The following is a 26399-nucleotide window of genomic DNA, read 5'->3' on the forward strand; positions in this document are numbered from 1 at the left end:
GGGGCGGAGATCGTCCGCAAGACGATACGCACCAAGTGGTGCAGCGACTCCTGCCGCTCCAAAGCCCGTTACCTCGCCGATCCGGACCTGGCGCGCCGCAAGATGGCTTTGCGGCGCGAAAGGTACCCAGAGCAATCAAAGGCGTACCTGCTTGAGTGGCGCACAGCAAACAAGGATCGAGTGCTTCACCACGCGAAGAACGCTACACACAAGCGACGCGCGCAAAAGGCGGCATCTGGCGCAGGCATCTCGTTTCGTGCATGGAACCGTCTGTTGAACGATTCCAAGGCCGCTGCGCTTACTGCGGCCTCCCACCTCGGCCCGGAGAGGTGCTTGAGCAAGACCATGTCGTGCCGCTGTCGCGAGGCGGGGCACATTCCGAAGAGAACATTCTCCCCGCCTGCGACACATGCAACGTCCGGAAGAGCGATCGCCTGATCGTTGAATGGCGCTTCGGTAAGCGGATAGCCCGACGCCACCATAAGACGACTTCGCCTCGCCTCAGGAGTAAGACCAGTTGACGTCGTCGCTGAACTTGGTCAGTACAACATCGTTGACGGGGTAGCAGGTGAGCGTGACCGGGTAGGAGATCGTCTCGTCGTTGATGTAGGTGATCTCCCCGCGCTCGGTGACCTCACCGTCGGGCACGTAGATGCGGGTGTGCGTGTCGCCGTCGAGAACGTCCAGGATGATCTTCTTGCGGACGACGTTCGGCAGCTTCACGTCGATCTTGTAGCCGTTCGGGCCGAGCGACTCCACCGTGGAGCCCTTGTGGTACATCTCCAGGACGCTGGCCTTGGTCTCGATCATCGTGAACGCGAGTGTGGCCTTCGACGAGGAGATCAGGGTGCGGACGATCGCGCCGCCCTGCCACGCCTGAATGTCCTGCACGTCCTCGTCGTAGGCCTCGACCACGCCGTCCTCAGAGATGTAACCAAGGTCGTTGTAGGTGGCCGGGACGGTGGACGTGGCGGACGTGGGTGCGGCGGCGGAGCTGGGTCCGGAATAAACCGCACCCGTCACGGCCACCCTGACCTTGGCGGCATCAAGCGCCATCAGTGTCTCCTTGAGGATTGGTGGTGATGCCGCAAGGCGCGGCCATGGGTGCGCGGGTCTAGCTGGTACGCAGCGAAAGCTGCATGGTCATCCACATACGCGGAGTGCCGGTCTCCCGGTCGTCGCCGCGGGTGGGGCCGAGAAACTCCTCCACCTCGTAGCAGGCGAGACCCAGCAGGGTCGTGCCACGCAGGTCGTAGATGGCGGAGCGGGCGACCTTCAGCAGGTCATGGGTTTGACCGTCGTCGGCCGCCCACGCGAACACGTCGATCCGCGGCCGGTCGCGGACGACGTCCTGGACACCTCCGCTGCGCCGCACCTGCAGCCACTTCGGCGGGCGGTTCCTGGGCACGCGGGTGTGGACAGGTACGTCCACGATCGGCTCCAGGTAGGCGATGAGCAGGTCCTCAGCATCCGGGTAGTCGATCACTGCTAGTCCTTCGCCGCGTCGATCGCCGTACCCAGCGTGCGGTACTTCTCCTCCTGGCCCTGAGCGCCGGGATGGTCCGCTACGACGACCGCGCGAGCACGTGTCTTGCCGCGAGAGGATTCGGCGTAGTACTCGACGTCGCCTTCGTGCGGGGCGTGCCCGATCGCCTCTGCGGTGTTGGCGACACTCTTGGCGCGGCGCAGCAGGTCCCGCTCCACCTCCGCGGAGGTGAGCATCTCCCGCATCCCTGCCCGGTGAAGAACTACGCGGACCGCCATCAGCCCTCCACTCGTCGCAGGTTCGCCTCAAGGTGGTGAAGGCCAGCGGGGGTGTGGACGGGCCAGGCAGGACCGTCGAGCTCGTACACGCCGCCGGCCCATTCGATGCGGTCTAGCGGGTCAAGGTCGGTGTGGTTGGTGATGAGCTTCCAGCCGCCCTCGATGACATCCCTGCCGTTCGGGGTCTGCTCGGAGGCGGACGCCTGGTCGATCCACGCCTTGATCGGCGTGCGGGTGGCGCCGGCCGCGTAGTCGTAGACGGGATCGTTGTACCGGTCTATGTTGTGTGCCGGCCGGACCTTGGTGACGGTCAGCGGCAGCAGCCGTTCCGGGATCATCGCAGCCTGACCTGCGTCGTGCCTGCCTTCACCTTGTATCCGGCGTCGTCCAGGAGCGCCTTGTCTGCGGCGCCGAGGGAGACGCCGACGCCCATGCCGGGCTCGGAGGTTCTGTAGGAGTAGGAGCCGATGGTTTCCGACGTGATCCCGCTCTGTGTCGTGGGGGCGGACATGGTACGGCCGACCATGCCGCACACCACCGCCACCACGTCCGCGGGCACTTCGGCGTACCCGTGCGTGTAGGTGACCCGGTAGGTCGACGGAAGCCACGCCCGGTCGTTGACCCACTCGGGCAGGTTGACGATCGCGGAGTCCCAGCCGGACACGTCGATGACGTCCAAGCCGTCCCAGCCCCAGCCGACGACGGTGATGTCTGGGACGCCTTCCAGCCCGATCAGTACGACGGACGTGACCGCGGTGACGGGCTTTTGCGGGAGGCGGAGGACGCCGGCGCTTTCCCTCAGCACCACTGTCTCCGTCGTCGACGGCGCGAAGTCCCGCCGCGTGTAGGAGCGCACGAGCGCGGAGGCGTCGTCGAGGAGCACTTGGACGCGGGCGGCTTCGTCGCTGGTGAAGGCCCGGCCGAGGCGGATCTCGACGTCGGAGACGCACGCCAGAGCAGCCACCGTGACCTCCTCACACCTTGATTCGGGCGGCGGTTTCCACGGCGTCCACCCACGTCTGCAGGTCCGGTGTCGGGTCGAGTTCGGCGGCGCGCACCTTGGCCCGTTTCGACGCCGCTTTCCACACGGGCAGTTTGCGCAGGCGCCGGATCTCGGCCACCCACGCGTCGATGTCGTTCCGGTCGACGAACAGGCCGGCGGTGCCGAGAGACTCTTGTAGTCCCGGTGTGGGGTTGGCCACGACGGGAATGCCGCTGATCATCGCTTCGACGGCGACGCGTCCCCAGCTCTCGTACTCGCTGGGCACGAGCAGGATTTTCGTCCTGGCGTACACCGTGTCGCGCATCTGATCGCCGGGGATGCACTCCTGCACCTCGACGTTCGGCAGCTCCTCGATGATCTGGTGCCCGTAGGCGCCTTTGACGGCGAGGAACTGCACGTCGGGCATGCGGCGGGCGATCTCCCAGAAGGTGCGGGCGCCCTTCTTCTCGCACAGGTTGATCAGGGTGACGCGGTCGCCTGGGGTCGTCTCGTAGTGGGCGGCGATCACCGGGGGGCGCACCACCACGCCGGCAGGCGGCGGCCCGATCTGGGTGTCCGCCCACCAGGACAGGCATGAATCCCGCACCCAGTCCGAGTTGTAGACGACTAGCGCTGGACCGGACTGCAGCCAGGACTTTTCGTGGTCGTGGTCGTTGTGGAGCACATGCACTACCGGTGTCTGGTACATCCGGCCGAGGATCGTCGCCCGTGGCGTGTTCATCAGATGGGTGACGATCACGTGCGGCGGACGGTCGGACAGCAGCCACTCGAACGGGTCCGCCTTGCCGCGGCGCGGATGCACCCGCACTCCGTCCAGCGTGTACGGCTCCTCGATCGCCGACGGTTCGATGATGAGGACGTCCACCTCGTGCCCCGCCTGAACGAGGGAGACGAGCAGGGTGTGCATCGCCCACTCAGCGCCGGCGTTCCCGGTCGGCGGATACAGGTGAAGCATGGCCAGGACACGCACGAGGAGCCTCCAAGATGCCCCGCCAGAAGGGGAGGACTCTGGCGGGGCGAGCGCGGGATCAGGAGTAGGTGTACGAAGCGGCCCGGAGCACGCCGAACGGATACCGGGTGGCCGCGCTCGCGTTGAGCGCGGTGATCGGGTTCGCGGTGGCGTACGCCAGCCGCATCACCGCGCGGAGCGCCACAGCATCCTGCTGCATCAGGTTGAGCTGCACAGCCCCGGTGTTGTCGGTGATGACACCCTCGGTGAACATCTTGAACGTGATGTCCTGGCGAAGGCCGATGATCGCCTTGCTCCAGTCGCCTGCGATCAGCTCCGCCTCGGTCGCGTTCCACGCGCCGTTGGCGACTTCGTTCAGCGGGTAGCCGTACAGGTTGCCGCCAGGACGGCCCTGCAGGTCCGGCGTGTAGATCGGAACCCCGTCCGCGGAGCGCAGCCCGACCAGCTTCCAGTTCATGCCAGGGCGGGATGCGAACGCGGTGATGGGGAAGCCGTCCTTGGCCAGCAGCTCGCCGAGCTGGGAGACGTTCAGCGCCAGGTCGGACGTGGCGGTGACGACGTTGCCCGCGGCCACAGCCGACTGGTAGATCGGGTGACCCCACGTGGACGGCTTCGACACGCCGAACAGGGTGGCGGCGTCGATCGCGACACCGAACGCTTCCACGATGCGCGGCCGGACCTCGTCCCAGATCGGCACCTGGGCGTCGTCCAGGTACGCCTCCGGGATCGGGATGATGACGGCCAACTCTTCGACGACGAGTTCGACGTTCTTCCAGTCCTGGGCGCTGGTCTGCTTGTGCCCGGTGTCGCCGTTGACGAAGTACGCGGTCGGCAGCGCGTCGAGGACGGGCTGCCGCTGCGTCTTGGTGGACATGCGGACCTGGCGGGCGCGCTGCAGCATCACCGACTGGGTCGGCATCTCCTGGATGATCTGCGCGGACACCGGGGTGGGCACCAGCGGGTCGTTGCTGGCGTCCCTGGAGATGATGGAGTTGTAGGGCACGGGGCAACCTCACTTTCAGGCATGCAGCGGCCCCGGGCCCCGTGCAGGAGTTCCGGTGCTGCGTGGATGGATTTAAGGGGTGCGGCCCGCCAGTCGGCGGAGCCACGCGTCCGGGTCAGGCTCGGAAGCGGAAGGAGCCGCACCGGGCTTCAGCGACTCGACCGGCCGGTTAGAAGCCGGAGGCGCCGGAGGCGCCGGGGTTGACGCAGGCGTGACGGCGGCGAGTTTCTCCGCGAGCAGGCGTGCCCGCTCGCCGATCTGCTCCTCGTCGCCTTCGCCGAGCAGGTCGATCAGATCGGCGGGGATGCCGTACGTCGCCGCAGCCAGGAGGCGAGCGTTCGCCGCCTGGAGCTGCTCTGCCCGCCGTTCAGCCGCCGTCGCCTGCTCTTGCAGGCGTTGCTGTTCGGTCTTTTGCGAGTCTTCGATCTCGGTGAGGCGTGTCGCCATCGCCTTGACCTGCTCGGGCGTGTACTGCCCGTACTGCTTGGTGCGCTTCTCGTGCTTCTGTGCGTGGTGCCGCCAGTAGGCCGCCTGCTGCTCGGGCGCCATGTCAGCGACCGGAGTGTTCAGCGGAAAGCCATCCGACCCGGCAGCGGAGGCCGGCCGTTCCGGCGAGGAGGCGGAGTCGACAGAAGCGACTGCCTCGGCCAGCATCTGCTGCTCAGCCTGGGCATCGCCTGTTTCTGGCGCGGTTTCGGACATGGACAACTCCCGTGTCGGGAAGAGCCCGCCATGTCGGCGAGCGTTTGGGCGTGGAAAAGGGCCGGCGCCATGTCGGCTCCGGCCCGGAAAGAGATAGGTCAGGTGGTCGCGTTGCGGCTGTCCCAGTGGTGCCGCCAGGCCCTGCGCGCGTCGGCGCCGCTGTGGCCTTCAGTGGCTTTCTGCCACTGCTCGTACAGGTCGCGGCTGTGCTGCAGCCACGCCTCGTCGCGGTTCCACGCGGGTACGGGCATGCAGGCGCAATGATCGTGCGCCTGAAAACTGGCCGTCTGTCTTGACCGGAAGACGGGACCTCGGGATGCGAGCATCGCGCAGAAGGCGCACGGGTCCTTGTCGGTGATGCGCGCCCAGCCGATGGCCTGCCGGTCCTCGCGTACGTTGCCGAGGATCGCGTCCCGTCCACCGGACAGCGCCAGCCGGGATACCGAACCTGACAGCATGACGCTCGCGATCTGAAGCGCCTCCTCGGGGCTCCTGCCCAGCGAGATGGCCCGCTTGAAGGCCGCGATGCCGGTGGCGTCCAGCGCCACCTTGAGGAGTTCCTTCGCAAGGTCCGCAGGCGTGATCGGCAAGTAGAAGCCCGGCGCATCGGCCTCTACACGGGCCTGCTCGTAGTAGGCGTTCGCCAGCGTCGCCGATGTGGCGTGCTGCTGCCTGGCCATCGTCGCGAGCATCGATTGGATGGCCGGCCACGTGCGGTCCGCGTTGCCGGTGTCGAACAGGTCCCGCAGTAGCGCCATCACGTCGCGGCTTACGCCGGCGCGGAGGGCGACCTGCTGGACGCGGTGCCGCTCGGCGAGGCGTTCAGCCTGTGGGCTGGCCATCCACCAGCTCCGGCTCCGGCGCGTCCTCGTCCGCCAGACCCATCTGGCGTTCGAGCATCTGGTTCATCTGGGCGAACGCGTCAGCCGCGGACTTGGTCTTCTTCCAGCGCGTGACATCCGTCTGCGTGACGCCGGGGATCTTCTCCCACAGCTCCTCAGGCGGCACGCCGAGCATCTGGCTGAGCTTGCCGAGCGCGTCCACGGTGGCAGCAAGCGCCCTCGATGAGGTGTCCCGCCACACCACCTGCGCGGACTCGTCCTCCCATGCTTTGGTATCGCCGGAAGCGAGGCCGGCCAACCGCAGGGTCTGCTCATGCGACTCGCCGAACGAGCTTTTACGCTCCTCTACCTTCCGGTCGAGGCCGTCACGTGCGGCGACCAGCGACTCGGCGGACAGATTGGCCATCTGGCCGAGCAGGTAGTACGGCGGGGTCTGGCTGATCGTCGCCATCTCCCGGATGGATTCCTCCCGGGACTTCAGGTAGCCCTCAAGCGAGGTCTCCCCGAACTCACCGAACTTGGTGTCGGCGTCCACCGCCTGAAAGAGCCGGTCGACGCCGGCACGGAACGGCTCGACCACGTTGCCGTGCTCGTCCTGCACGGGAGCCATGCCGGTGACCCAGCGTTGCCTGAAAGCGGCATACTGCTGGGCCATCAGCAGGTTGAACGTCGTGGAGTTGACCTGATCTTGCAGGGGGATCAGCGGCTCGACTTCGCCAGCCACTGACTCGTCCTCATCAAGGTCGACCTCGTTGAGGTACCGCACCACTGGGCACACGCCAAGGTCATGATCGTCCACCTTGACGAGTTCCAGCCGCCGGCCTTCAGCGTCGCCGGTGAACCGGTAGGTGCTGGTCTCGTCGTACAGGCGGACCAGCCGCCTCACCACCAGACGGCCCTCGTCGCCCTTGGCCTTCTCGGTGGTCACCTCGACCGCGTAGATCGGCCACTCGTCGTTGACCGGATCCTGATAGAAGGCCGTCAATCTGCGCGGCGACATCGGCGTGATCACCGGGACCGGCTCGCCCGGCAGCACCGTGTTGTAGCCGATCCCGTACTTGAGCGCCGCCCGGTGCACGCCGTGCTGGCGGGCATCCATCCGGTTCGCCTGCCAGGTCATCCAAGGGGCCGCGTTCTGCGCCGTCCCCGTGGCACGGTAGCCGTCCACGTACAGGTTCTGCGCCGCGGTCGTTACCACCAGCCGCAGCATGTTGACCTTGGCCCGATCGAGCAGCCACCGGTACTCATCCCGCGCGCTACGCGGCACGTACACGCTGGAGTGATCGCCGCGCACGTACGCGGCGATCCGCTGCAGCCGCTCCTGCTCCGGCTTGCGCAGTTCCAGGAGAGTCCTGGCGGTGGCCTCAGCCTGTTCCTGGTTGAGCGCCACCAGACCTCCTAAGCGAATCCGTAGACGCGGCCTGTGCGGGCCTTCTTGCGGTTCTTGTACTTGGGGGACGCCAGCACCAGTCGGCGGACCATGCGGGCGCCGATCACGCACACTGCGGCGTCGATCTTCTTGGATGAGTCGGGAGACTCCTTGCCGATCGACACGCCGTACCGGTTCGGCCGGCGGCGGGCATTGCCCACGTGCCGAGACACTCGGGAGTCGCCGTCGTGCCGGAAGGTCCCCTCGACGATCTCCGCCTCGGTGAGTTCGCACGCCAGCGTGAAGTCGTAGGTGCGTGACCTCATGTCCCACGCGATCGGTTGTGGATCCTTACCGTCGGGGACGGCGTGCACGAGGAGCCGGTCGGCGTACTGCTGAGGCCAAGTGACCTTCGTGAAGCCTTCCCACTCCTTCACGTCTGCGAAGAACGCCAGCACCGTCCACCGGTCGAACATCCGCTCAACCGCCGCGTCGACCTCGGCCACGGGGACGACCGACTCGGTGTCGTGCGAGGTGTCCGGCTCCCACACGCCGATCGTAAACACGTACCCGTCCGACACCCTGCACCCGACCAGGGCGGTGGCGTCGCGGCTCTTGGACCCATCGAAGAAGGCGACGATCTCGTCCCCGTCAGCCACCAACTCGTTCGGGTCCGCGATGGCCGACCACGCCTGCGGGGTCGTCCACGCGTCAACCGCCGCAGTGGGCTGGTTGAGGTACTTGCGGCGGGAGTCGTCCGGACTCGAACGCGGGTCCCAGATACGCTCCATGATGGGGCGGATCTTCTGCCAGAAGCAGTCCTCGTACACGAACTCCAGCGCCGGCTGAAGAGAAGCCGGATCGGACATGTCCGTGTCCGGCGGCGCCACCCGAGCGTCATAGAGAATCTTCGACTCGCCGCGGGTCTTGCCTTCCTCCTGCGCCACCCACGCATCCCACGACGCTTCCGCGACCGACCCGACACCGGGCACCCACGCATTGCAGGTCTCCAGCATCCGGTTGCCTGACTTGGTCAGGTTGTCCGCGAGCGTCGCCGCCAAATCGGGGCCGCCGTTGGACGGTTTCCAGTGCTCCGTCTCGTCCGCGATGACGCAACTCGACTCGGCGCCCTCGGCCGCGTTCGCCGACGATGTGATGACCTGCAGCGTCCCTTCGGGCTGCTTGTAGTACTGCGTCTTGCCGACGTCGATCCCGTACGCGCGAGCCAGCGGGGAAGCCCTCGCCGCGAGCGCCCGCACCATCCGCATCGTGTTCGCCGTCTGCGACTCCGCCGTGGCCGCGATCTGCACCAGCGGCATGTCGACCGGCTTGCCCCGCACCCCTCCCGGCGCCTTGGGATCGAAGTCGTCGACTCGAACCGGGGCAGTGAACTCGGCCAGAGCAAGCACCGCGGCGAAGGGCGACTTCCCGGATCCTTTGGCGAGGCGCCGCACCCCATGGTGGAACAGCCAGTTGGCGTCCTCATCGACGGCATACCACCACAGAAGGAAACGGACCTGGGACTCCACGAATTGCCAGCGCTGGCCGGCACGAGGGCCGTTCGGGTGGCGCAGGTACTTGCGGGCCCAGCCGATCACCTCGAAGCCGAGCGTGAACTCCGGGACGCCGTGCGGGACGGTGACGAGACGGTCAGCGGGCGAGGCGAGCGCGCCACTCATCGATCTCAGCGACCGCGGCCTCTTCGTCCGGGTCTACCTCGGGCGCCCGCTCCAGCTCGATGCGCAGCCGGCGCCTGTCGCCCTCGGTCGCGGCGAGAGACCCGAAACCGGACAGGATCGCGGTCAGCATGTGCGCGGACGGGCGTTCCTCGAACTTCTCGATCGCGCGCGCGATGATGAGCGCGGATGTCCAGTCCGAGTCCGCGTAGAACTCCGACTGGCCAGAGGTGCGCAACGACTCATACCAGCGCTTCGCCAGGCCGGTCAGTTCGTCAGGGCATTCAGGCCCGCGAACCACGCCAGACGCAACCGCGACCGGAGCCGAGTCGACATCCACCTTGTTGCGGCGCCGCCGCTGATCAGTTCTCTTGGGCACAGGCCCAGCAGTACGAGCCATCTGGAACTCCCATGTCGGGAAGGCGGCCACCCCCATGTCGGGGGACAAAGCCGCTGGTGGCGTGAAAGCATGCGGTCAGGGTTGAACGCGAACCTCCGAGCGGACGAAGCGCCATGTCAGCGCAGTCTCGTCACGACGAAGGTGGTCTAAGGTCGCCACTAGTGGATCTTGGCGAAACGAGTTACAGCCCGTACGAGGTCTGAGGCGCTATGCCGGACCGGGCGCGGAAGAAAAAGACAAAGGGGGCATACCCCACCTATTCGTCATATATCACCACAAATCGGACATTGTGATACATGTGCTTGTGGATCTTGCTCCCATGATCACCATGTGGCGTGTGGTGGCGTGCCCGCGTGCCCTGCGTGGCGAGACCGCACTCACCATCGAGGCTCGCTCCTGTCCTTCTAGCTCGCCGTCCCGGACTGACGTGCGCGAGTAGACAGGGAGTCCTCACGTTCGCGAGCCAAGTGTCTGACCGAAGCCTGCGTCGTGGCGGACGAGCTCACATGTGTGGATGCGTGTGCGGCTTCCGTCTACTAGGTGACGAGTCCGCTTACTTCGAGCGTGAGTAGGAACGCGCCGAGTGCGAGGAGTGCGAGTGGCCATGCGCGCTGGATGGCGGACCAGATGGTGGAGGCGAGGAAGGCGAGGGCTGCGAGGAGAGTGATGACGGACATGGGTTCTCCTGTCCTGCGGTGATTACTGTTCGCGCAGGATTGAGCTGCACGGACGCCGGACTCAGGTGACGCTGCGCTACTGGATCAGGCCGGGGTGAGGCTCCGCCTTGCGCTTCCTCGGAATGCGCTTCGCCTGGGCTGCTCTGCCACCTTGCGCGGCGGAACGCTGCCTGTGGTGTGGCCCGCACAAGGACCGTAGGTTCTCGTCACGGTGGTCGGTGGGGTCGTCAATGTGGTCCACGTCGGTGGCGGGAGCGGTGCATCGGACACCCGCCAGGGTCAACGTGCAGACGTATCCATCTCGCTTGAGGATCCTCTTCCGGATCGCACCCCATCCCGGTGGAAGCGGGGATGTGCGGGCAGATTGGGGCCCGTACGGCATGGACCACCCCCGGTCGGCGATCGCCCCTTGGCGGAGGTACAGGTGTCGAACCTCGGAAGTCACAGACAGGCAGTGCTTGCGCCGTTACGGTGCGGTCATGGCGAAGAAGGACGACGACCCGCCGCCCGTCTGCGGCACCTGTCTCGGCGCGCAAGGTGAATGGGTAGACCGGAACGGCAACTCCGACCAGCAGTCCGTATGGGTGCCGTGTAGGGCGTGCAACGGGACAGGACGGGCGTGACCGACCCGATCACCTGCCCCGAATGCGAAGGCAGCAAGGGTACGCGGCTCGGCCGGCTGTTCCTCGCCTGCCAGTTCTGCGGCGGCACCGGGCAGGTCGGCGGCGACAATGAGCCGGCCGAGCGAGGTGACCAGCCGCCGCCTTCTCCACCGCCGGCGTGGCGGCACAAGGTGTGGACGGACCCGTGGATCGCATCCCAGCTTGGATGCCGGTACTGCCTCGGGTCACGGCAGGTGGCGCACGTCGAGAACGGCCATCTGGTGTCCGTGCCTTGCCAGTGCGTGTCCGAAGAGGCCGGCTGAGTCAGGCTCGGGTGCGTGGCACCCGAGAGTAGTTCTCGCCCTTGATCGACTCTACCTCGTGCGCCTGTAGCCAGGACTGTTCAGATTCGAGTCCTCCTGTGAAGCCGGGCACGTCCAGGGTGTACTCCACGAGCGCTTCCCACTGGCCGGCCGCCGTCTTCCTCCACTGGAGGAGGAAGCCCGCCTTCGCAGGGTGTTGCGGGAGGCGTACCGAGGGAGGGTCTTGCATGGAGGCGAGCATACCCAGCAAGTCGAACTGCCATTCGAGACGGGGCTAGTGATCCTTGCTCTTGGGCGAGAGCAGGTGCATTCCACCGAGCATGCAGCCGACCCCCAGGGCTGCCGTGGTGAGCATCACGAGGTCGTAGCCCCAGCCCGTGCTGATGACCATGCCCGTCAGGAAGACGACGATGGGGAGGGCGATCAGGAGTGCGCCGAGAGCCCGTCTCACGGTCATCTGTCGCCCCCGGGTAGCGTGCGACTCTTCCGCGCCTTGTGGGCGTACTCGAGAAGCGCCCACAGGACGAGGAGCTGGCCGAGCGCCATCCAGTAGAGGTGCTCTGTGGCGAGCACGAAGGCAGCACACACCAGGTTGATGCTGTACATCACGAGGAAAGCCGTCTCCAGGCGGCGCTTCCACGTGGGCGGGAGAGGAAGGGGATGGATGCGCATCAGGCGTTCACCCACTCGGGCTTGAAGCCTTCCCTGTGGCGGAAGCCGGACAAGAGGGCATGGACCATGGCGCACGGGTAGTCGCCGCTCCCGACACAACCGCACGAGTCCGGGTCGCAGGTAAGGCAGTAGCCGTACCGGTTGGGGCCGTGCAGGTCGAGGAGCTTCAGTTCTGCTTCGCAGCGGGCGATCACGTCATGGACGCCGTGGCGGCGGATGTGCTCGGCCGCCTCTTCGTTGTAGAAGTCCTCTGCGTAAGCCGCTTCGATGGCGATCCAGTCGGGGCCACTCACTGCCTCGGCTGTCGCCTTGTCGCCCTCTATGACGATGCGGAGCCACGTGATGCTCTCGTGCTCGGGCGGCTTCGGTGGCTCAGGTGACGGACTCACGGAGTCGGGCAGAGGCGGAGTGGGGCGGGTTGCGGCCTTCGTGGGCGTGGCGAGATGCCGTCCCTGAAGCGAGGCGAGAGCGTCCTGCATGTTGATGCGCATCAGACACCCGTCTGAGGCACTTCGACGGGCTCAGGCGCATCCCTCATGGGCGGTTCCGGCTCATCGCCAAACCGCTTCTCACGCCACCACCAGACGAGCGGCGAGAGTAGGTCCACCTTGTACTGCTGGCGCTCGAACCTGTCCCCGTCGTTGTCCTGGTCGAGTTCGTAGACGGCGGCCGGGAAGAACTCGACGCCGACCGGCTGCACCATGACCGCGCCCTGGTGCAGCACAGACGCGGACGACACCACAGCGGGCGTCCGGTCGTAGTAAATGCGTCTGCCGACGAGCTGCTCGGCAGCGGGTGCGGAGTCGAACCAGTCGATCGCCGGGTGTTCGATGAGCTTCCCAATGATGCGAGGGATCTCGCGGAGCGTGGCGAGAGGATCGGCGTGGATGAAGCCTTCCCAGCACTGCTGCCGGTTCAGCCCAAGGGTCCACACGCCTTCAGCACGGATCTCATCGCGGCCCTTCCAGTCGTTGACCTCGCGCCGATTGTGGGTGTGGAACTGCACGTCGATCTGGACACGGTGGCCTTCAAACCGGGCCCAGTGCGTGCCGTTGCCGGAGACGTCAGCCCACTGCCAGTGGTGATCCCGGTTCAGCTCGTCGGCGAGACCGTGAGCGACTCGGCCCATGACGGGCTCTTCCTCAGTCGAGTCCACGGCGCGCTGGTAGCCGATCTCGGCGTACTGTGGCTTGCCGGAAGTGAGCAGCTTCTCCGGCACGTAGTTGCTGTTGCGGTCCCGGTACTCGGGCATGGGATTCTCCTCGTGAATGGCGAGAGCCCCGATGCACGAGGACATCGGGGCTCTCTACCTCCAGGAGCTACCTGGAGGATCCTGGTTGCGCTTGGCGGAGACGCATCTCTGCCAGGCGGGCGTTCTCTTCGGCGGTCCGTGCGTGCTCCTCCGCCTGTAGAGCGAAGGACCTGCTTCGCGCGTAGCCGTAGATCGACATAGCCAACGCGGCGACCGAAACAAGCAGCGCCACGACGGACACGGCTGCGGCACCCATCAGCGACCACGCATGAGGCGGCGGGCGAGTTCGTCCCGTTGCTTCTTGATGGCCGCCTTCTCCGCTCCCTTGGCGTTGTTCATTGCCCTGGTAAGCAGGTTCACCGCTCGGGCGTGGTCACCGGCCCTGATCGCCTTCGTCGCCTCCGACACATCGTCCGAGGAGGAAGGGCGGTCGGGCCGGACGTTCCGGTCGCCGCCACGGGCAGCACGCCGGATCTCCGCGTCCATCCGCTGCGACGTGCCCTTGCTGCGGGCGGCTGCCGACTTGCCCACCTTGCTGTCCGGGCCGGGCGTCTTGCCGTGGTTCTTCTCCCGGACGGCTGCCGGGGTGAGCGGGATCCAGCCGTGTCTCCACTGCTGTGTAGCCATCACGGCCTCCCTGCCAGTTGGGCGTGTTCCGCCAGGAGTGCTCTCATCGCTTCCGGGTGGCCGTAGGCGGCTTTGTACCGTGCGGCAAACTGCCCGTTCGCGGTGTGCTCAGGTGAGCCGACGCCCATCTGCTGCTCATGCCACAGATGCCAGATCGTCCCCGTGTGCCGGGCCGTAGGGCCGAGGAGCGTGTCAGCGGCGTACTTGAACGCCTCGTCCTCGTAGCCGTAGCCGACGCAGCGCTCGTCCATGCCGCCGGCGCGCCACCATGCCCCAGGCTGGATGACCAGCACGCCGCCGACGGACCAATCCGTCTCCACGTCCACCTCGCACCACTCCGGGTCGACGCCCTTCAAGTAGGCGACCGTCCCGGGTTGGGTGAATCCTCGGAACCGCGTGTACGGGAGGTGCAGGCGACCATCTTGGGCCTTCTCGATCGCCAAGAGGAGCGGACCCCTCTCGGGGAGGGTGTCGGCATCGCACAGCACGACCACATCGGCGCCGACGTCCTCAGCGAGGCGTACTCCCCTGTTGCGGCTGCCCGCCCGAGAGAAGGGCTCGTGGCCGGAGTCGGAGTCGATGTGCCAGGCGTCCGGCAGAAGGTCGCGGAGGTGGGCGCGTACCGTCTCGTGATGGCGCTCACGATCCTCGTGGCCTCCGCGCCAGGGGATGACACAGGCGACCCGAATAGAAGCAGGCGTCGACGTTCTTCCAGGCAGAGATTCCACGCCGCCGTCTTTCAGGACTTCCGGCCAACTCGGATAACGGTCACGCCGGGCTGGTCCGGCATATAGCCGAACGGGTCCAGCACCACCGTCCCGGGCGGGAACTTGAGTGACGTGTTCGCCGGGTGCTTGGTGCCGACCACAAACACGGCCGGCTCCGTCAGATCCATCCTGCTGTCCACGGGGGCGTCCCAAAGGACCACATCGTGTCCGCGTTCGGCGAGCTGGTGGGCGAGCAGGAGAGCCGGCGAGCCCGCCGTGAGGGCGGTACCGGGCTTGTACGCCTTGCCGAGGATGGCAATGTCGAACCCGGTCTGTTCTGCCCACCGCTCGGTGAGGTCAGCGAGCCAGCCGGACTGGGCCTCGCGGGCGTACGCCATCTGGCCGAGGAGGTCGTAGGAGAGGTTGAGGCGTTCGGCCAGCCACGACATGGCGATCATGTCTCTGGGATGGCACGCCCCGCCGTCTCCCATGCCGCCCCGCATGTAGGCGGGCGAGATGACCCGGTCGGTCGCGAGGGTGAGGGCGTTCACGAGCTGGTCGCAGTCGGCGCCGGTCTTGTGGCAGATCTCCATCATCGTGTTCGCCCACACGATCTTCATGCTGATGAACGTGTTGTAGGCGACCTTGATGAGCTCGGCGGTCTCGATCGACGCGCGGAAGACCGGCCGGTCGTGAAGCGCGGCGTACACCGCAGCCACCGGTGCCAGGCTCTCGGGCGAGTCCGCGCCCATGAGGACGAACTCCGGCTCCCTGAAGTCCTTCAGCGTGGAGCCCATCGCGATGAAGAGCGGGCTGTAGACGAGCGTCACGAACGGGTTCAGCAGGCCACGCAGGTGCTTGTTGCACGTGCCCGGCAGCACCGTCGACACGACGACGAGCGTGATGGGCTTCGCCTGATCGGCAGCAGCTCGGCACACGTCCCGGACGGCCTGGATCAGGTAGCCGTACTCGAAGTCGCGCCGCTCTTCCGGCATCGGCGTCTCGCCGCCGTAGGCGGGAGCGTGCGGGGTCTGCACCGCCACGAACACCACGTCAGCGTGAGCGACGACCTCGCCGATCGTGTGGGCCAGTTTCAGCGGCCCAAGTTCGATGAGGGCGCCGAACCCTTCCTCGCCGTGGTCGGACGGGTCGGCGAACAGTCGCTCCACGTCCTGGCGGCGGACGTCGTAGCCGAGCACGTCATGCCCGGCGAGGTGCTGCAGGGCGAGAGCGCACGGGGCGCCCAACTTGCCCAAACCGATCCAGCCAACGTTCATAGTCGTGCCTCCTGCGCGGTTCGGAGGATGTCGATGTCCCGCTGCCGGCGCGCCACCATGAGCGGTGAGTGGTAGTCGCTCGTCCGGTAGCCGGCTTTGGCTTCCCGGTACGTCTGGTCGTTGTGGCCGCCGGTCAGGTCGTAGCGGTCGTGCAGGACGGCGACGTCAATGTGATGGTGAATACCGGCGGCGTCGGCGATGTCTTGCACCCACGAGTCACAGTGCGGCGAGAGGGAGAAGTGGCCCCACATCGCCACCAGGCGGGCGTGAACGATCGGGAACACGTTCAGGTACGGGGAGCCGTTGTGCGCAGGCCACAGCACGCCATGGGGCGCTTCGACGGTGCGGGAGTCCCAGCCGGTGGTGAGCATGCGCGCGTCGTCGTTCCACAGCAGCAGCCAGTCGCCGGAGGCGAGCTCGGCGAGGGCGTTCACGTACCGGTGGAGGTGAGCGTAGCCGTACCTGCGGGGTGCGACCCACACGGTGGCGTCGATGGCCTCCGCTGCTGCGATCGTGTCGTGGTCGTCCGGGTCGGCGGCGACCAGCACCTCAACCCGCCTGGGCTTGTCCGTGAGGGTTCGTAGGGAGGCGACCGACTCGTGCAATGCCTGCGGGCGGCCTCGGGACGGCAGCAGAACCGAGATGTCAGGTCGCATGAATGAACCCCGGACGCAAAACGGGGATCTCGGGTGAGGCGGTGATGCGCACCCACACCTCGTAGCGGACACCCCGGGTGAGCGGGATCGCAGTGGCCGGGCCGACCAGGCAGATGACGTCGTCGCCAGACCACGCCGCGGTCTCCCAATCCCCCGACGTCGGGTCTTGGCCTTCCGGCAGGATCGCCATCTCCGCGTCATAGGAGGTCTTGTTCGGGGGGCCGTCGATGGTGGCGTGCACGTACTCGGTGGAGAGGCTCGGGATTTGCAGCAGGTTGGGCATCCTCGCCTCCTCACAAGGTCAGGGTGTCGGCGGACCATCCGCGGGTGGCGTTCGCCGACCAGTCGTGGGTGATGTCACGGGCCGCCCACGCGGCGGCGACGTCGAGGCCTGCCCAGGCGGGCTGGATGCGGGAGTTCCAGCCGCGGCGCAGGATGGCGGCGAAGTCGAAGTCTCCGCTGATGCTGTCGGTGAACGCCCCGGTGAGGGCGGGTAGTGTTCCGGCGAGTTGCCCGGAGACGGTCAGGTCGCCTGTGCTGGTCGCTGTGAGGGCGGGGAGGGTGACGACGAGTTCCCCTGCGGGGAGGTCTGTCTCGCCGTCCAAGGCGGCGGTGAGAGCCGGAAGCGCGGCGTCCAGGTTGCCCGACGCTTCGACGGAGCCGGCGGTGGTCGCGGTCAGTCCCGGCAGAGTTGCCGGCAGTGTCCCGGCTACCTCGACAGTGCCGTCCGACGTCCCGGCCAGGCCGGGGAGGATGCCGTCCAGGTTGGCCTGTACGACGTCAAGAGGAGGGACATATAGTCGCGCCCGGCTGGACGACCACAGGATCGGCGGCCCGTCCTCGGTGGTGGTGCCTGTGCCGCCGGTCAGCGTTTGCGCGTTGCCGCTGTAGTCGACGGTGCCGGGGGTGAGGAACGGGTACCACGCGAGCAGGCTTGTGGTGCGCCGCGGCACGTACGTCCAGATCTCGTTTTCAAGCTCGGCTTGCGTCAGCGTCGCAGTCCAGAACTTGAACGCGGCCACGCACCCGTTGAGCCACTGAGTCCCAAACAGGGATTCGCCGATCATCAGCCTGGTGGCGTTGACGCTCGTCTGGTTGTTCGACCACGTGACAACCGTGGGGGCGGCGTCTCCTACCCGTTGCATGACAGCGGTCGCGTTGGCTCCGTTAACCGCGAGCCCGACGTAGCACCAGGTGCCGACGGTCAGCGATCCGATGGCGTGGACGTTGCTGCCGTTGTCATGCTGGATTGTTGTGCCGTCGCTGTTGGTCGACACCATCGAGTAGAAGCTGGCGAAGGTGTTGTCGAGCGTCCACGCCGTCGAGATGGTGTTCCGGTCGACGCTGATTTTCAGCCAGCATGCGACGCTGTGGGCGGTGATGCTGCCCAGGCTGACGGTTCTGGTATATTCCTCGGCGTCGGCGTCGAACCGGACCGCCACGACCGCCTCCTCACACAGCGGGCGAACTGGCGGTCCACGGCCGGTCGGCGTCGTCGTCGGCCCAACTGCGGCCGATGTCACGTGCGGACCAGGCCGCGGCAACGTCCAGCCCGGCCCAGGCTGGTTGCAGGTCCCGTGTCGTCCAGCCTCGGCTCAGCCCGGCCGGGATGAAGTCGAAGTCGCCCGACTTGAAGTCGGTGAACGCGCCGGCGAGCGCGGGCAGCGTCGCTTGAACTGCTCCCGGCACTGTCAGGTCGCCGGCCAGGTCCGCGGTCAGCGCGGGCAGCAGCCCTGCGAGAGGGCCGTCGGGTATTTCGCGTTCGCCCGTGATTGACGCGATGAGCGGCGGGAGCGCCCAGGACAGCGATCCTGCTGCCTCCGCCGCGCCGGCAACGGTCGCGGTGAGCGGTGGCAGCGCTCCCGCAAAGTCACCTTCTACGGCGATGGCGGCGGCGACGGATGCCGTCAAGGCAGGGAGGGTCGCGGCAAGCGGGCCAGTGGGGAGGTCCACGTCCCCGGACAGCGACGCGGTGAACGCCGGGAGGGTGGCCGCGGAGGTGCCGGACACCTCGACCGTGGCGGACGCGCTCGACGTCAGGGACGGCAACGATCCCGTGGCCGTCCCGGAGACCTCAACTGCTCCCGGCACTGAAGCGGTCAGCGGCGGGAGCGACGCGCTGACGATACCTGTTGCGCCCGATGGGACGGCGCATTTGCGCCGTCCCATCCGCCAGATGATCGACGGGCCGTCCTCCTGCGTGACCCCTACGCCGCCGGACAGGGTGGCGCCGGCGCCGCTGTAGTCGACGGTGGACGGCTCCAGGAACGGATACCAGGCCAGCAGGTTGGCGGTTCTACTGGGCGTGTACCGGAAAGCCTCGTTCTCGATCTCGTCCTGGGTGAGCGTGGCCTGCCAGACTTTGACGGCGGCCAGACATCCGTTGAGGCCGTCGCCGCCGCTGGGCCACACGCCGAAGCGGAGCGTGGCGGCGTTGACGGTGTGGCTCGCCGACCAGGTGGCGGTGGTGAACATGCTGTCGGTGGCGGAGCGGGTGACGAGCCGTCCGGCGGTGGAGCTGACGGACATGGCGGCGAAGTACCAGGTGCCGACGGTGAGCTCGCGCGAGGCGTGGGTGCCGGCGTCGGTGAGCGCCCGCATCAGCGTGCCGGTCGCGTCGGCTTTCAGCGACAGGTAGTCGCTGATGCCGTTGTCGATCACCCACGCGGTGGCGAACGTGTTCGTGTCGACCGAGATTTTCGCCCAGCAGGTGACGGTGAACGCGGTCTGGGAGCCGAGACTGAACGCCCTGGAGTAGGAGGAAGCGTTGAAGCGGACCGCCACGCGGGCCCCCTCAGGTGTCGCTGTAGGAGATCCGTACTGAGGTGAGGATGGCGTCGCCGGTCAGGTCGTCACCCGCGTCGGACACGAGCCGGGTGACGCGCAGCCACGCCTCGTCGCCAGCGGCGATGCTGTCCAGGTTGCTGATGGTGATCGTGGTTCTCATCAGTTTCTGGGCGTCGGCGCTGCCGAGGTCGGTGGACGCTGACTGCGCGGTCGCGAAGCTCTTCGTCTCGACGTTCGTGGTGTCGGCGCTGGGCGTGATGGCGGCGACTGCGACCTGCCAGGTGACGCCGTGGGTGGAGGTGGTGGAGGTGTCGGCGTACCAGATCACATCGCAGGTGATGCTGCCGCTGCCGTAGGCGATCGGCTCGAACTTCCAGTAGGCGTTCTCCGCGGTGGTGGCGTCGTAGGCGAGGCCGGAGACGGGGAAGCTGGTGCCTGCGGTGATTTTGAACTGGGGGAACGCCGTGGCGAGGAACTGGGCTTCCTCAGGGGCCAAATACTGGCGGACGGTACCCATCACACCCCCACCCGGACCGGGCCGGAACGTCTCACAACTTTCTCCGGCGGTGCGTCCAGCCTGACCCACGCCGTGTACGTGCCCGCAACGAGCGGCAGTGCCGTTCCTGGCCCGATCAGCAGTTTGTAGTTGCCGTCATCCCAGACGGCGTCCTTCCAGTCGGCCTCTACCGGCTCGTCGCAGGAGGAGATGACCGCGATCTCGCCCGGGATGCCTGCTGAGCCGTCTGCGACGGGGATGTGCAGGTATTCGACGCTGGAGGCAGGGACTGTCGCCACACACTCCTCCTCGTCACGCGTTCGGGGCTCCGACGGCGAACCGTGTCTCTGGAGCGCCCACAGGCCATCTGGTTTGCGGTGCCGACACCAGGCCGTCGATGTCGAGTTCGGTTCCGTCCGACGTGCCGGCGAACGCCGCCCGCATGGCCGGGAGTCCAGCCGTCAGGCTCCCTTGCGGGAAGACGATCTGACCGGGAAACGCCGCGGTGAGGGCAGGCAGTGCGCCAGCGACGGCTCCGGCGGCGCTTGCTGTGCTGTCCAGGCCGGCGGTGGCGGGCGGGAGCGACGCCGTGAGCGCGCCATCCGCGGCGACAGAGCCGTCCAGTGTTCCCGCCAGCGGCGGGAGGGCCGTGCCAAGCGCCCCTGAAGGCAGTGCGGTTGCGCCTGCCATGGACGCGGTGAGCGGCTGCAGCCCACCGGCGAGAGCGCCGCCGCTGGAAGCCGCCCCTTCGGCTGCGGAGGTGAGCGGGGGAAGAGTGCCGTCCACGCCGCCGGCCGCGGTGACGTCTCCTGCCGAGGCGCCCGTGGTGGCGGGAAGCGTGGCCGTCAGAGCCGCATCGACTGTGACCGCGGCTGCAGCGTCAACGGCCAGAGCCGGCAGGCCCGCCGCGGCGGTGCCCGTCACGGCGGCGGTGCCGGACGTGGCGGCGGTCAGGGCCGGCAGAGCCCCCGACAGTGTTCCAGCAGCACCATCCGAGGTGGTGCCGATCAGGGCGCCGAGCCAGACGACCCGCTTGTCAGAGCCGGTGACGGTGCCGGTGATCGCGCCGGTGTTGCTGGCGGCCGGCCACGCCCGGTCGGTCAACGTGATGACGCCGGCGCCGCCTTGCATCCTCTTGGTGTGGCCGGTGGGGGCGGTCCAGGTGCCGCCTGCCCAGCAGGTCGCGGTCCAGACGAGCAGCCGGTCCGGGCCGAGCGTCGTCACATCGACGGGCGGGGTGACGGTCGAGCTGACCAGGTCGATTGCCGTGTCAACGGGCAGGTCCCACGGGTCGCCGGAAGCGATCACGTTCTGGTACAGGAATGCCTGCGCCTCGCGATAGCGGCTGCCCGTCCAGGTGAAGTCGTAGGTTCCGCTGTCGGCGCCGGTGAGCCGCTTGCCCCACACGTAGAGCGAATGGTTGCCGGACCCGGACGGGATCTGCACGGGCGTGTTCGGCGCGGACTGGAAGCCGCTCGGCGGGGTGGGGTTGACCGCGAGCGCGGCGCCGTCCATGAACAGCGAGACGACAACGAACCGGCCGGCCGAGGTTCCCGCGGGGACCGCAACGGCGGCGGTGGCGGCTGATCCGTCGAGGTAGGCGCCTGCGGCGACGAACGTCGGTGCGGCCACGGCCTTCCTCCCAGGGCGGCAAGGGTCAGGAGGTGGCGGCCTCGTACGCGGCGGTGATCTCGGCGGACATGTCCGAGTTGATGCCGATCCCGGTCCCGGCGGCTTCGTCCCAGCCGGTGATGACGACCGGGCCGTAGTAGTCGCCCGCCGCTGCGCCGAGGTTGACCAGCGTCTGCCCGCCCACCTCGTTGAGCGGGTAGGTGGGGCTGCCCGCGGAGTTGACCCAGCCGGTGATCGGCGGCAGCCCGTCGAGGGGGGCGAGCGGCACCCGCGTCGGGTTCTGGTCCTCGACGTCGGCCAGGTGGGCGTTCTCGCCGCCGCCGGTCACGTTGAGCTCGCCGGTCGCGGGAATGAGGACGTAGCGCATCAGGTTGTCGGCTCCAGTCTGAATGGTTGGTTCGGCCTAGCTGGCCGGCATCGTGATGGTGCCGCTGGTCACTTCCACGTTGACCCCGACCGAGATGGTGGTGGTGTTGAGGTTCAGTTCCGCCCCGGACGTGCCCACAGCGCCGTCGGCAACCGCCACGTTGTTGCTGTCGAGAATCCGGAACCACGACGCGGTACCAGCCGCCACGCCAGTTGTGGTGCGGGGTGTACCCGCCAAGGTGATGACGCCGGTGGAGGCGGCCCCGAACGACGGGTCGGCGAGCGTGAACTCTGCCAGCAGCGTCTGTCCCGCCACGGCAGTGTCGGGTCCGGCAGGCTGGCTACCGCTGTAGACCCTGAGCTTCCCCGCAGCAGCGCCCGCGTCGATGGCCGTCGTGATCTGGCTGGCAAGGTTGCTGCGGACAGTGTTGGAGATGCGGAGGGTCATCGAACGGTCCTCCCTCTTTTAGGTGGGCGCGCGGAGGGTTTGGGTGCCGGGCGGTTGGCAAGCATGCGGCGTGCGGCTCAAATCCAGCCGCCCGGAGTCATTGGGGTGACGGCCCGGCTTTCCCCAACCCCGGCGGAACCCCTCACAGATCCCTGAAAGAGGAAAGCCAGGCCGTCACAGGGGGCTCCGCGGGATCCACAGGGGAGGGATGCGGCGGAGCGGCACATCTCCCCCAGCACCAGAGGGAGTGCGCGTTCTTGGGATATCTAGGGGTGTCTAGAGCGTCGCGGGTAAGGCGGCGATGAAGTCCAGCAGGTCCTGATTGAGCTTGAACCATTCGCCTACGACACGATGGCGCGCGAACACGGCGTGCAGTTTGCGCTCGTCCAGCATGGTGCCGGGGATGATGGCCAGCACCTCATCGTGTGGGACGTTCTTGAGTCGCGCGCTCGGGTTGCCCGACCATCCGATTTTGATGCGGTCGGAGAAGCGCACGAAGTAGACGAAGCCCACGGTGGTGAGCACCGAAGAGCGGTATGCCTGCGTCTGCTCGTCCTCGTACGTGTCGGGTTCGGCCACTTCGGCTGCCCGGCCCTCGATGCTGATGAGGTAGTGGGCGAAGGCGATCCGCATGTGGTCTGGGCAGAGCGGTACGGGAGCGTCCTCGCTTGCCTGGGCGCTACAGCATTCAGCGGTGCACATGCCGTTGAGCAGGTCATAGTCCGCATGACGCCCTTTGTGGGCGTTCACGCGGAGGACTACTTTGGTCACGTCGACTCCTAGACGGTCGGCCGCGACCCCGGACGGTGCCAGCCGTTGCGGGGTCTTCACATGAGAAAGGCCCGCGCGATGGCGGGCCTAAGAGGGGGCGGGAGATGTCGCCATCGATCCCGCCGGGAAGTTCCCTTACATGCGAAAAGCCCGCTCGATGGCGGGCTTTCTGGGCATGCTGGAACTGCGGCTATGATCGCCGAGGTAGGGTTTCGGTGTCAAATCGCATCGCCTGACCTGCGACAACGGAGTTATCCACAGGCATGGGTGATCTTGGTTTGGCTCCTTATCGTCCCAGGTCGCCTTCCACGGCTTGCCAGTGCCAGTCAGTTAGGTTGCGGACCACCATCCGTCCTCCGAATGGAGCCTCACCGACGCCCATGACGGTGGCTACCGCGTGGTCTTCCAATCGGACGTCCGTGATGACGGCCTTCGCTTCGCGTCCGTCTGGGAGACGGATGGTCACAGGCCCGCGAAGGGATGACTCCACCGGGACAGGGCAGCACGTCACAAGGGAGAACTGGGGGGATGGCCATGATCCCCCTATTATCCCAGTCCAGGCGGGTTACGCGACGGCTTTGACCTTGGTTTCTGCTCGTTCGACCCTCTTCGCCAGCCAGTCCCACTCCGACAGCGGCCACACGGGTGCGCCCCGCCACCAGGTGCCGACATCCTTGGACGGGGGTTCGCACACGTTCTCGCACACGATCGCGATCAGGTTGCCGGGAAGCTCGCGGACCCGCCACGTTCGGGCGCCGCCGGCCGGCATGTCTGGGGTGACGCCTCGGCACCAGGGGCATTCGACGTCGAGTTTCTGCCCGTCGAAGACCAACGCGAGCGCGTGAGCGGTTTGGGCGACCATGGTGCGGGCGATCGGGGCGGCGTGCTGGGCGAGGTCGTCGGTGAGGTGTTTGGCGGCGAAGTCGAGGTAGGGCCGTGCGTCCGTCTGTCCGAGTCGCGGCGGCGGGAGTGTCGGGATGCCGGCGTGTCGGGCGATGTCGGCGGCGAGGTCGTCAGCGCGTACGAGGACGTCCAGCATCGTGTCCAGGATTCCGAGGTCCAGCGGGGCGGGGTGTTCGCCGGGGGCTTCGGTGGAGCGTTCTAGCCGCTCCTCCCACGCCTGCCGGTCTCGTTCCTGCTGCTGGTCGGTGGTGAGGTCGTGGTGCCGCCAGGGCCGGGCGGTGCCGGGGAGGCGGGCTTCGGTGAGGTCCTCCCAGTAGGCGGCCACCCACTGGAGGTCTTCGACGATGAGCTGGACGTAGGACACGTGCTGCCTCCCCGAGGTCGTACGCTTGCGGGGAGGCGGCTCTGGGTGCTGTCGAGGCGCGAGGGGTTGAGGCGGTCCTCCATGTCGGGTGGAGGGCCGCTTTCGCGTTCAAGATCGATCTATCGGTTCCGTCGCAGGTGGCATTCTAGCGACCTGCAGTTTCTCGCCGGGCGATGATCTCGGCCACCCGCTGCATGTCGGGCTGCTCGTACGGGATGCCCATCAGGTCGTGCATCCGCTGATAGACGCCGTCGGCCAGTAGGTCCACCGGGATGCTCTCCCACGGGGTGGCCTTGCCGAGAGCCCTGGTCAGGACTGCGATCCGGTAAGCGATCTGCTCGCAGTTGATGGACCAGTACCCGCTGGCGGCGTTCCTGATCGCCGACCTCAGATCTGCCCACAGCCGCATCAGCTCGTGGGCTGCCACCTCTTCAAGGGTGGCGAACGTCTCCTCGTCGGCTTCGCTGATCGCCTCCCGTAGCTCCTGGGCGCGGTCGGCGGTCATGGCTCCCCCAGGCAGGTCGTGCACGGCTGCATCCTCGCCGCCTCCTCTTCGGAGACCTCGCGGATGGGATGGCTCTGGTAGTTGTTCGGTGCGCTGGCGTTTCGTCCCCGCTGGAACGCCGAGCACTCCTCGTCCCGGTGATAGAAGTCGCCCTCACCTGAGGCGATGTACGGCATGGCTTCCTCCCAGAGGTTGGCCTGTCCATCGCAGTGTCCTCCGTCACGCCGGCTGAAGCGCGGCTGGCGGGGGACGATGATCCCCAGCTTCTCGGCGCAGTCCAAGCCGAATCCCAACTCGCGGGACTCCTTCTTCCATAAGGGCTGTCGGCAGGCGCCGCACTGGATCAACGGCAGCGGCGGGACGGCGAGGTCGAGGAGGTTCACGGCTGGTTCCGCCTGATCTTCTCCGCCTCCCGGTAGTTGGCGGCGGCCTGCGTCCAGAGGCGTCCTGCTTCGTTCCACGATGCTTCGGCCCGCCCCCAGTCCTTGATGGCCTGCTGAGCGTTGCGTTTGATGTCGCGGTACGCCCAGACGGACACTGCGAGCGCCACCACTGAGAGGGCCAGGACTCCGAGGGCAGCCAAGTTGATCGCGCTCACGTCTCCTCCTCCGCGACTGTCGCCTCAGGGGGCAGACTGGCCGCCTCCTGGTCGTCGAGAGCGGCGTAGGTAGCGCATGGCCAGACGGTCATGCAGGTGTCGCACCAAGGGCCGAGAGGGTTTGAGGCGTTGGGCGAGTGAAGCGCTCTGGCGTGGGCGTTGCGGCGCTCGGCCTGCTCGGCGCGTTCCCGCCACCCGTCTGCGCTGGTCGGCGCTAGCTCGGTCAATGTCGCCGTGGCGCTCTCCAGGTCTCGACGCAGGCGTTCCAGTTCCTCGTCCCGCACCTTGAGGATTCGAGCCTTCAGGCGGTCGATCGCGTCCCGGGACCGGATGTTCAGGTCATCGACGACGAAGGACGCACAGGCGAAGTCGAGCTCTTCGGCGTAGCGGTGGCGGAGGTCTTCAGCCACGGTCGTCTCTCAGGTCGATCGGGATAATCGGCACGTCGGGGGCGATGATCCGAAACTCGTCGAGCGGGTCGATCCGGGTGTGATCGTCTGGGTGGAGCGGAGTCACGGGACGGGTCTCGCCGAAGCGCGCCACCTGCTCGGCGAGCCAGGCGAGCACATCTTCCTTGCTGTTGAACTCTTCCGGCGTCTCGATGTCGGCCAGGTCGGGGTGCTGCGCCAGTAGCGGGCCCGCGCACTCCTCGCTGGCACGGGGCAACTGGTGGGTGAACAGGTTGTCGCCGGTCATCCAGTTCAAGATTCGGTACACGCCGTCGATGTGGGTGGGCGAGACGAGCAGTCCCGTGGTGATGGACAAGATGTCGCCGATGTGGAAGTCGCGGGTCTCAGTCATCGTCGCTGCTTCTTTCAGGTAGCGCGGGCGCTGATGAGGCCCGCAATCACGAGGTCTTCAACGCAGGCGGCTGCGCTCTGGGAGGGCATCCGGGTTCGCAGTATGTCGACCGCGCGAGTGCGGTGGAGAGCCTGCCAGCCCGCCCGTTCGAGGGCTGCGGCGCACCGTTCAGCCTCCGGCCATGACATGCGTGCCTGAAGGATCGC

At 67.2% G+C, this 26399-nt stretch carries 37 protein-coding genes; 2 read left to right on the top strand and 35 right to left on the bottom strand.

Annotated features, from left to right (window positions below; translation table 11 throughout):
- The first annotated feature begins 260 nt into the window (after positions 1–260).
- Positions 261–521: an HNH endonuclease gene (locus tag ACBJ32_RS16745; RefSeq protein ID WP_375127766.1), complete on the top strand. Its 261-nt coding sequence runs from the start codon at positions 261–263 to the stop codon at positions 519–521.
- Here ACBJ32_RS16745 and ACBJ32_RS16750 read toward each other — a convergent pair.
- The 12 genes from ACBJ32_RS16750 to ACBJ32_RS16805 form a co-directional block, all read right to left on the bottom strand.
- Positions 502–1056 carry a hypothetical protein gene (locus tag ACBJ32_RS16750; protein WP_375127494.1) on the bottom strand — a complete coding sequence of 185 codons (555 nt, stop codon included), beginning with the start codon at positions 1054–1056 and terminating at the stop codon, positions 502–504. The genes ACBJ32_RS16745 and ACBJ32_RS16750 overlap by 20 nt on opposite strands.
- Before the next feature lie 58 nt (positions 1057–1114).
- Positions 1115–1486 (bottom strand): hypothetical protein, encoded by a 372-nt coding sequence (locus tag ACBJ32_RS16755; RefSeq protein WP_375127495.1) that lies wholly within the window; start codon positions 1484–1486, stop codon positions 1115–1117.
- A gap of 2 nt (positions 1487–1488) precedes the next feature.
- Positions 1489–1722 carry a hypothetical protein gene (locus ACBJ32_RS16760; protein ID WP_375127496.1) on the bottom strand — a complete coding sequence of 78 codons (234 nt, stop codon included), beginning with the start codon at positions 1720–1722 and terminating at the stop codon, positions 1489–1491.
- 41 nt (positions 1723–1763) lie between these two features.
- The gene (locus ACBJ32_RS16765) at positions 1764–2102 is read right to left on the bottom strand and encodes a hypothetical protein (RefSeq protein ID WP_375127497.1); all 339 of its coding nucleotides are present in this window, start codon (positions 2100–2102) and stop codon (positions 1764–1766) included.
- Positions 2099–2728 carry a hypothetical protein gene (locus ACBJ32_RS16770; protein ID WP_375127498.1) on the bottom strand — a complete coding sequence of 210 codons (630 nt, stop codon included), beginning with the start codon at positions 2726–2728 and terminating at the stop codon, positions 2099–2101. The genes ACBJ32_RS16765 and ACBJ32_RS16770 overlap by 4 nt, the downstream gene beginning before the upstream one ends.
- Positions 2729–2738: 10 nt before the next feature.
- Positions 2739–3737, bottom strand: a complete 999-nt coding sequence (locus ACBJ32_RS16775; protein WP_375127499.1) for a glycosyltransferase family 4 protein — start codon at positions 3735–3737, stop codon at positions 2739–2741.
- Positions 3738–3795: 58 nt separating this feature from the next.
- The gene (locus ACBJ32_RS16780) at positions 3796–4740 is read right to left on the bottom strand and encodes a phage major capsid protein (protein WP_375127500.1); all 945 of its coding nucleotides are present in this window, start codon (positions 4738–4740) and stop codon (positions 3796–3798) included.
- Positions 4741–4812: 72 nt separating this feature from the next.
- Positions 4813–5442, bottom strand: a complete 630-nt coding sequence (locus ACBJ32_RS16785) for a hypothetical protein (RefSeq protein WP_375127501.1) — start codon at positions 5440–5442, stop codon at positions 4813–4815.
- A 98-nt stretch (positions 5443–5540) separates the two neighbouring features.
- On the bottom strand, positions 5541–6284 hold the full coding sequence (locus tag ACBJ32_RS16790) for a hypothetical protein (protein ID WP_375127502.1): 744 nt from the start codon (positions 6282–6284) through the stop codon (positions 5541–5543).
- Complete coding sequence (locus tag ACBJ32_RS16795) at positions 6265–7674, bottom strand: phage portal protein (protein ID WP_375127503.1); 1410 nt, start codon at positions 7672–7674, stop codon at positions 6265–6267. The genes ACBJ32_RS16790 and ACBJ32_RS16795 overlap by 20 nt, the downstream gene beginning before the upstream one ends.
- 8 nt (positions 7675–7682) lie before the next feature.
- Positions 7683–9332: a terminase gene (locus ACBJ32_RS16800; RefSeq protein ID WP_375127504.1), complete on the bottom strand. Its 1650-nt coding sequence runs from the start codon at positions 9330–9332 to the stop codon at positions 7683–7685.
- Positions 9304–9708: a hypothetical protein gene (locus tag ACBJ32_RS16805; protein WP_375127505.1), complete on the bottom strand. Its 405-nt coding sequence runs from the start codon at positions 9706–9708 to the stop codon at positions 9304–9306. The genes ACBJ32_RS16800 and ACBJ32_RS16805 overlap by 29 nt, the downstream gene beginning before the upstream one ends.
- A 1317-nt stretch (positions 9709–11025) precedes the next feature.
- Here ACBJ32_RS16805 and ACBJ32_RS16810 point away from each other — a divergent pair.
- Entirely contained in the window at positions 11026–11331 is a 306-nt protein-coding gene (locus ACBJ32_RS16810) for a hypothetical protein (RefSeq protein WP_375127506.1), read from the top strand.
- 274 nt (positions 11332–11605) lie between these two features.
- On the opposite strand, the gene ACBJ32_RS16815 is transcribed toward ACBJ32_RS16810, so the two are convergent.
- The 23 genes from ACBJ32_RS16815 to ACBJ32_RS16925 form a co-directional block, all read right to left on the bottom strand.
- Positions 11606–11788 (bottom strand): hypothetical protein, encoded by a 183-nt coding sequence (locus ACBJ32_RS16815; protein WP_375127507.1) that lies wholly within the window; start codon positions 11786–11788, stop codon positions 11606–11608.
- On the bottom strand, positions 11785–12003 hold the full coding sequence (locus ACBJ32_RS16820; RefSeq protein WP_375127508.1) for a hypothetical protein: 219 nt from the start codon (positions 12001–12003) through the stop codon (positions 11785–11787). The genes ACBJ32_RS16815 and ACBJ32_RS16820 overlap by 4 nt, the downstream gene beginning before the upstream one ends.
- Positions 12003–12494 carry a DUF6221 family protein gene (locus tag ACBJ32_RS16825; RefSeq protein WP_375127509.1) on the bottom strand — a complete coding sequence of 164 codons (492 nt, stop codon included), beginning with the start codon at positions 12492–12494 and terminating at the stop codon, positions 12003–12005. The genes ACBJ32_RS16820 and ACBJ32_RS16825 overlap by 1 nt, the downstream gene beginning before the upstream one ends.
- On the bottom strand, positions 12494–13255 hold the full coding sequence (locus ACBJ32_RS16830) for a hypothetical protein (protein ID WP_375127510.1): 762 nt from the start codon (positions 13253–13255) through the stop codon (positions 12494–12496). The genes ACBJ32_RS16825 and ACBJ32_RS16830 overlap by 1 nt, the downstream gene beginning before the upstream one ends.
- A gap of 255 nt (positions 13256–13510) precedes the next feature.
- Positions 13511–13882: a hypothetical protein gene (locus tag ACBJ32_RS16835; RefSeq protein ID WP_375127511.1), complete on the bottom strand. Its 372-nt coding sequence runs from the start codon at positions 13880–13882 to the stop codon at positions 13511–13513.
- Complete coding sequence (locus ACBJ32_RS16840) at positions 13882–14610, bottom strand: hypothetical protein (RefSeq protein ID WP_375127512.1); 729 nt, start codon at positions 14608–14610, stop codon at positions 13882–13884. The genes ACBJ32_RS16835 and ACBJ32_RS16840 overlap by 1 nt, the downstream gene beginning before the upstream one ends.
- Before the next feature lie 11 nt (positions 14611–14621).
- Positions 14622–15866, bottom strand: a complete 1245-nt coding sequence (locus tag ACBJ32_RS16845; RefSeq protein ID WP_375127513.1) for a nucleotide sugar dehydrogenase — start codon at positions 15864–15866, stop codon at positions 14622–14624.
- Complete coding sequence (locus tag ACBJ32_RS16850; RefSeq protein ID WP_375127514.1) at positions 15863–16522, bottom strand: glycosyltransferase family 2 protein; 660 nt, start codon at positions 16520–16522, stop codon at positions 15863–15865. The genes ACBJ32_RS16845 and ACBJ32_RS16850 overlap by 4 nt, the downstream gene beginning before the upstream one ends.
- On the bottom strand, positions 16512–16805 hold the full coding sequence (locus ACBJ32_RS16855; protein ID WP_375127515.1) for a hypothetical protein: 294 nt from the start codon (positions 16803–16805) through the stop codon (positions 16512–16514). Before ACBJ32_RS16855 ends, ACBJ32_RS16850 begins: the two co-directional genes overlap by 11 nt.
- Before the next feature lie 10 nt (positions 16806–16815).
- Positions 16816–17964: a hypothetical protein gene (locus ACBJ32_RS16860; protein ID WP_375127516.1), complete on the bottom strand. Its 1149-nt coding sequence runs from the start codon at positions 17962–17964 to the stop codon at positions 16816–16818.
- Positions 17965–17974: 10 nt separating this feature from the next.
- Positions 17975–19306 carry a LamG-like jellyroll fold domain-containing protein gene (locus ACBJ32_RS16865; RefSeq protein WP_375127517.1) on the bottom strand — a complete coding sequence of 444 codons (1332 nt, stop codon included), beginning with the start codon at positions 19304–19306 and terminating at the stop codon, positions 17975–17977.
- A 10-nt stretch (positions 19307–19316) separates the two neighbouring features.
- Entirely contained in the window at positions 19317–19805 is a 489-nt protein-coding gene (locus ACBJ32_RS16870; protein WP_375127518.1) for a hypothetical protein, read from the bottom strand.
- 20 nt (positions 19806–19825) lie between these two features.
- Positions 19826–20104 (bottom strand): hypothetical protein, encoded by a 279-nt coding sequence (locus tag ACBJ32_RS16875; RefSeq protein WP_375127519.1) that lies wholly within the window; start codon positions 20102–20104, stop codon positions 19826–19828.
- A 13-nt stretch (positions 20105–20117) separates the two neighbouring features.
- Positions 20118–21437: a hypothetical protein gene (locus tag ACBJ32_RS16880; protein WP_375127520.1), complete on the bottom strand. Its 1320-nt coding sequence runs from the start codon at positions 21435–21437 to the stop codon at positions 20118–20120.
- A gap of 25 nt (positions 21438–21462) precedes the next feature.
- Entirely contained in the window at positions 21463–21804 is a 342-nt protein-coding gene (locus tag ACBJ32_RS16885; RefSeq protein WP_375127521.1) for a hypothetical protein, read from the bottom strand.
- 36 nt (positions 21805–21840) lie between these two features.
- Complete coding sequence (locus ACBJ32_RS16890; protein WP_375127522.1) at positions 21841–22251, bottom strand: hypothetical protein; 411 nt, start codon at positions 22249–22251, stop codon at positions 21841–21843.
- A 276-nt stretch (positions 22252–22527) separates the two neighbouring features.
- Entirely contained in the window at positions 22528–23022 is a 495-nt protein-coding gene (locus ACBJ32_RS16895) for a GIY-YIG nuclease family protein (protein WP_375127523.1), read from the bottom strand.
- 565 nt (positions 23023–23587) lie between these two features.
- Entirely contained in the window at positions 23588–24289 is a 702-nt protein-coding gene (locus tag ACBJ32_RS16900; RefSeq protein WP_375127524.1) for a hypothetical protein, read from the bottom strand.
- Positions 24290–24434: 145 nt separating this feature from the next.
- Positions 24435–24794, bottom strand: a complete 360-nt coding sequence (locus ACBJ32_RS16905; RefSeq protein WP_375127525.1) for a hypothetical protein — start codon at positions 24792–24794, stop codon at positions 24435–24437.
- A complete protein-coding gene (locus tag ACBJ32_RS16910) occupies positions 24791–25177 on the bottom strand; it encodes a DUF6011 domain-containing protein (RefSeq protein WP_375127526.1) in 387 nt (128 codons plus the stop codon). The genes ACBJ32_RS16905 and ACBJ32_RS16910 overlap by 4 nt, the downstream gene beginning before the upstream one ends.
- Positions 25174–25392: a hypothetical protein gene (locus ACBJ32_RS16915; protein ID WP_375127527.1), complete on the bottom strand. Its 219-nt coding sequence runs from the start codon at positions 25390–25392 to the stop codon at positions 25174–25176. Before ACBJ32_RS16915 ends, ACBJ32_RS16910 begins: the two co-directional genes overlap by 4 nt.
- Positions 25389–25802, bottom strand: a complete 414-nt coding sequence (locus tag ACBJ32_RS16920; protein ID WP_375127528.1) for a hypothetical protein — start codon at positions 25800–25802, stop codon at positions 25389–25391. Before ACBJ32_RS16920 ends, ACBJ32_RS16915 begins: the two co-directional genes overlap by 4 nt.
- Positions 25795–26193, bottom strand: coding sequence for a hypothetical protein (locus ACBJ32_RS16925; protein ID WP_375127529.1), 399 nt, complete (start codon positions 26191–26193; stop codon positions 25795–25797). Before ACBJ32_RS16925 ends, ACBJ32_RS16920 begins: the two co-directional genes overlap by 8 nt.
- Positions 26194–26399: the final 206 nt, after the last annotated feature.

The organism is Nonomuraea sp. GTA35 (genome assembly GCF_041950525.1).
Classification (GTDB): domain Bacteria; phylum Actinomycetota; class Actinomycetes; order Streptosporangiales; family Streptosporangiaceae; genus Nonomuraea.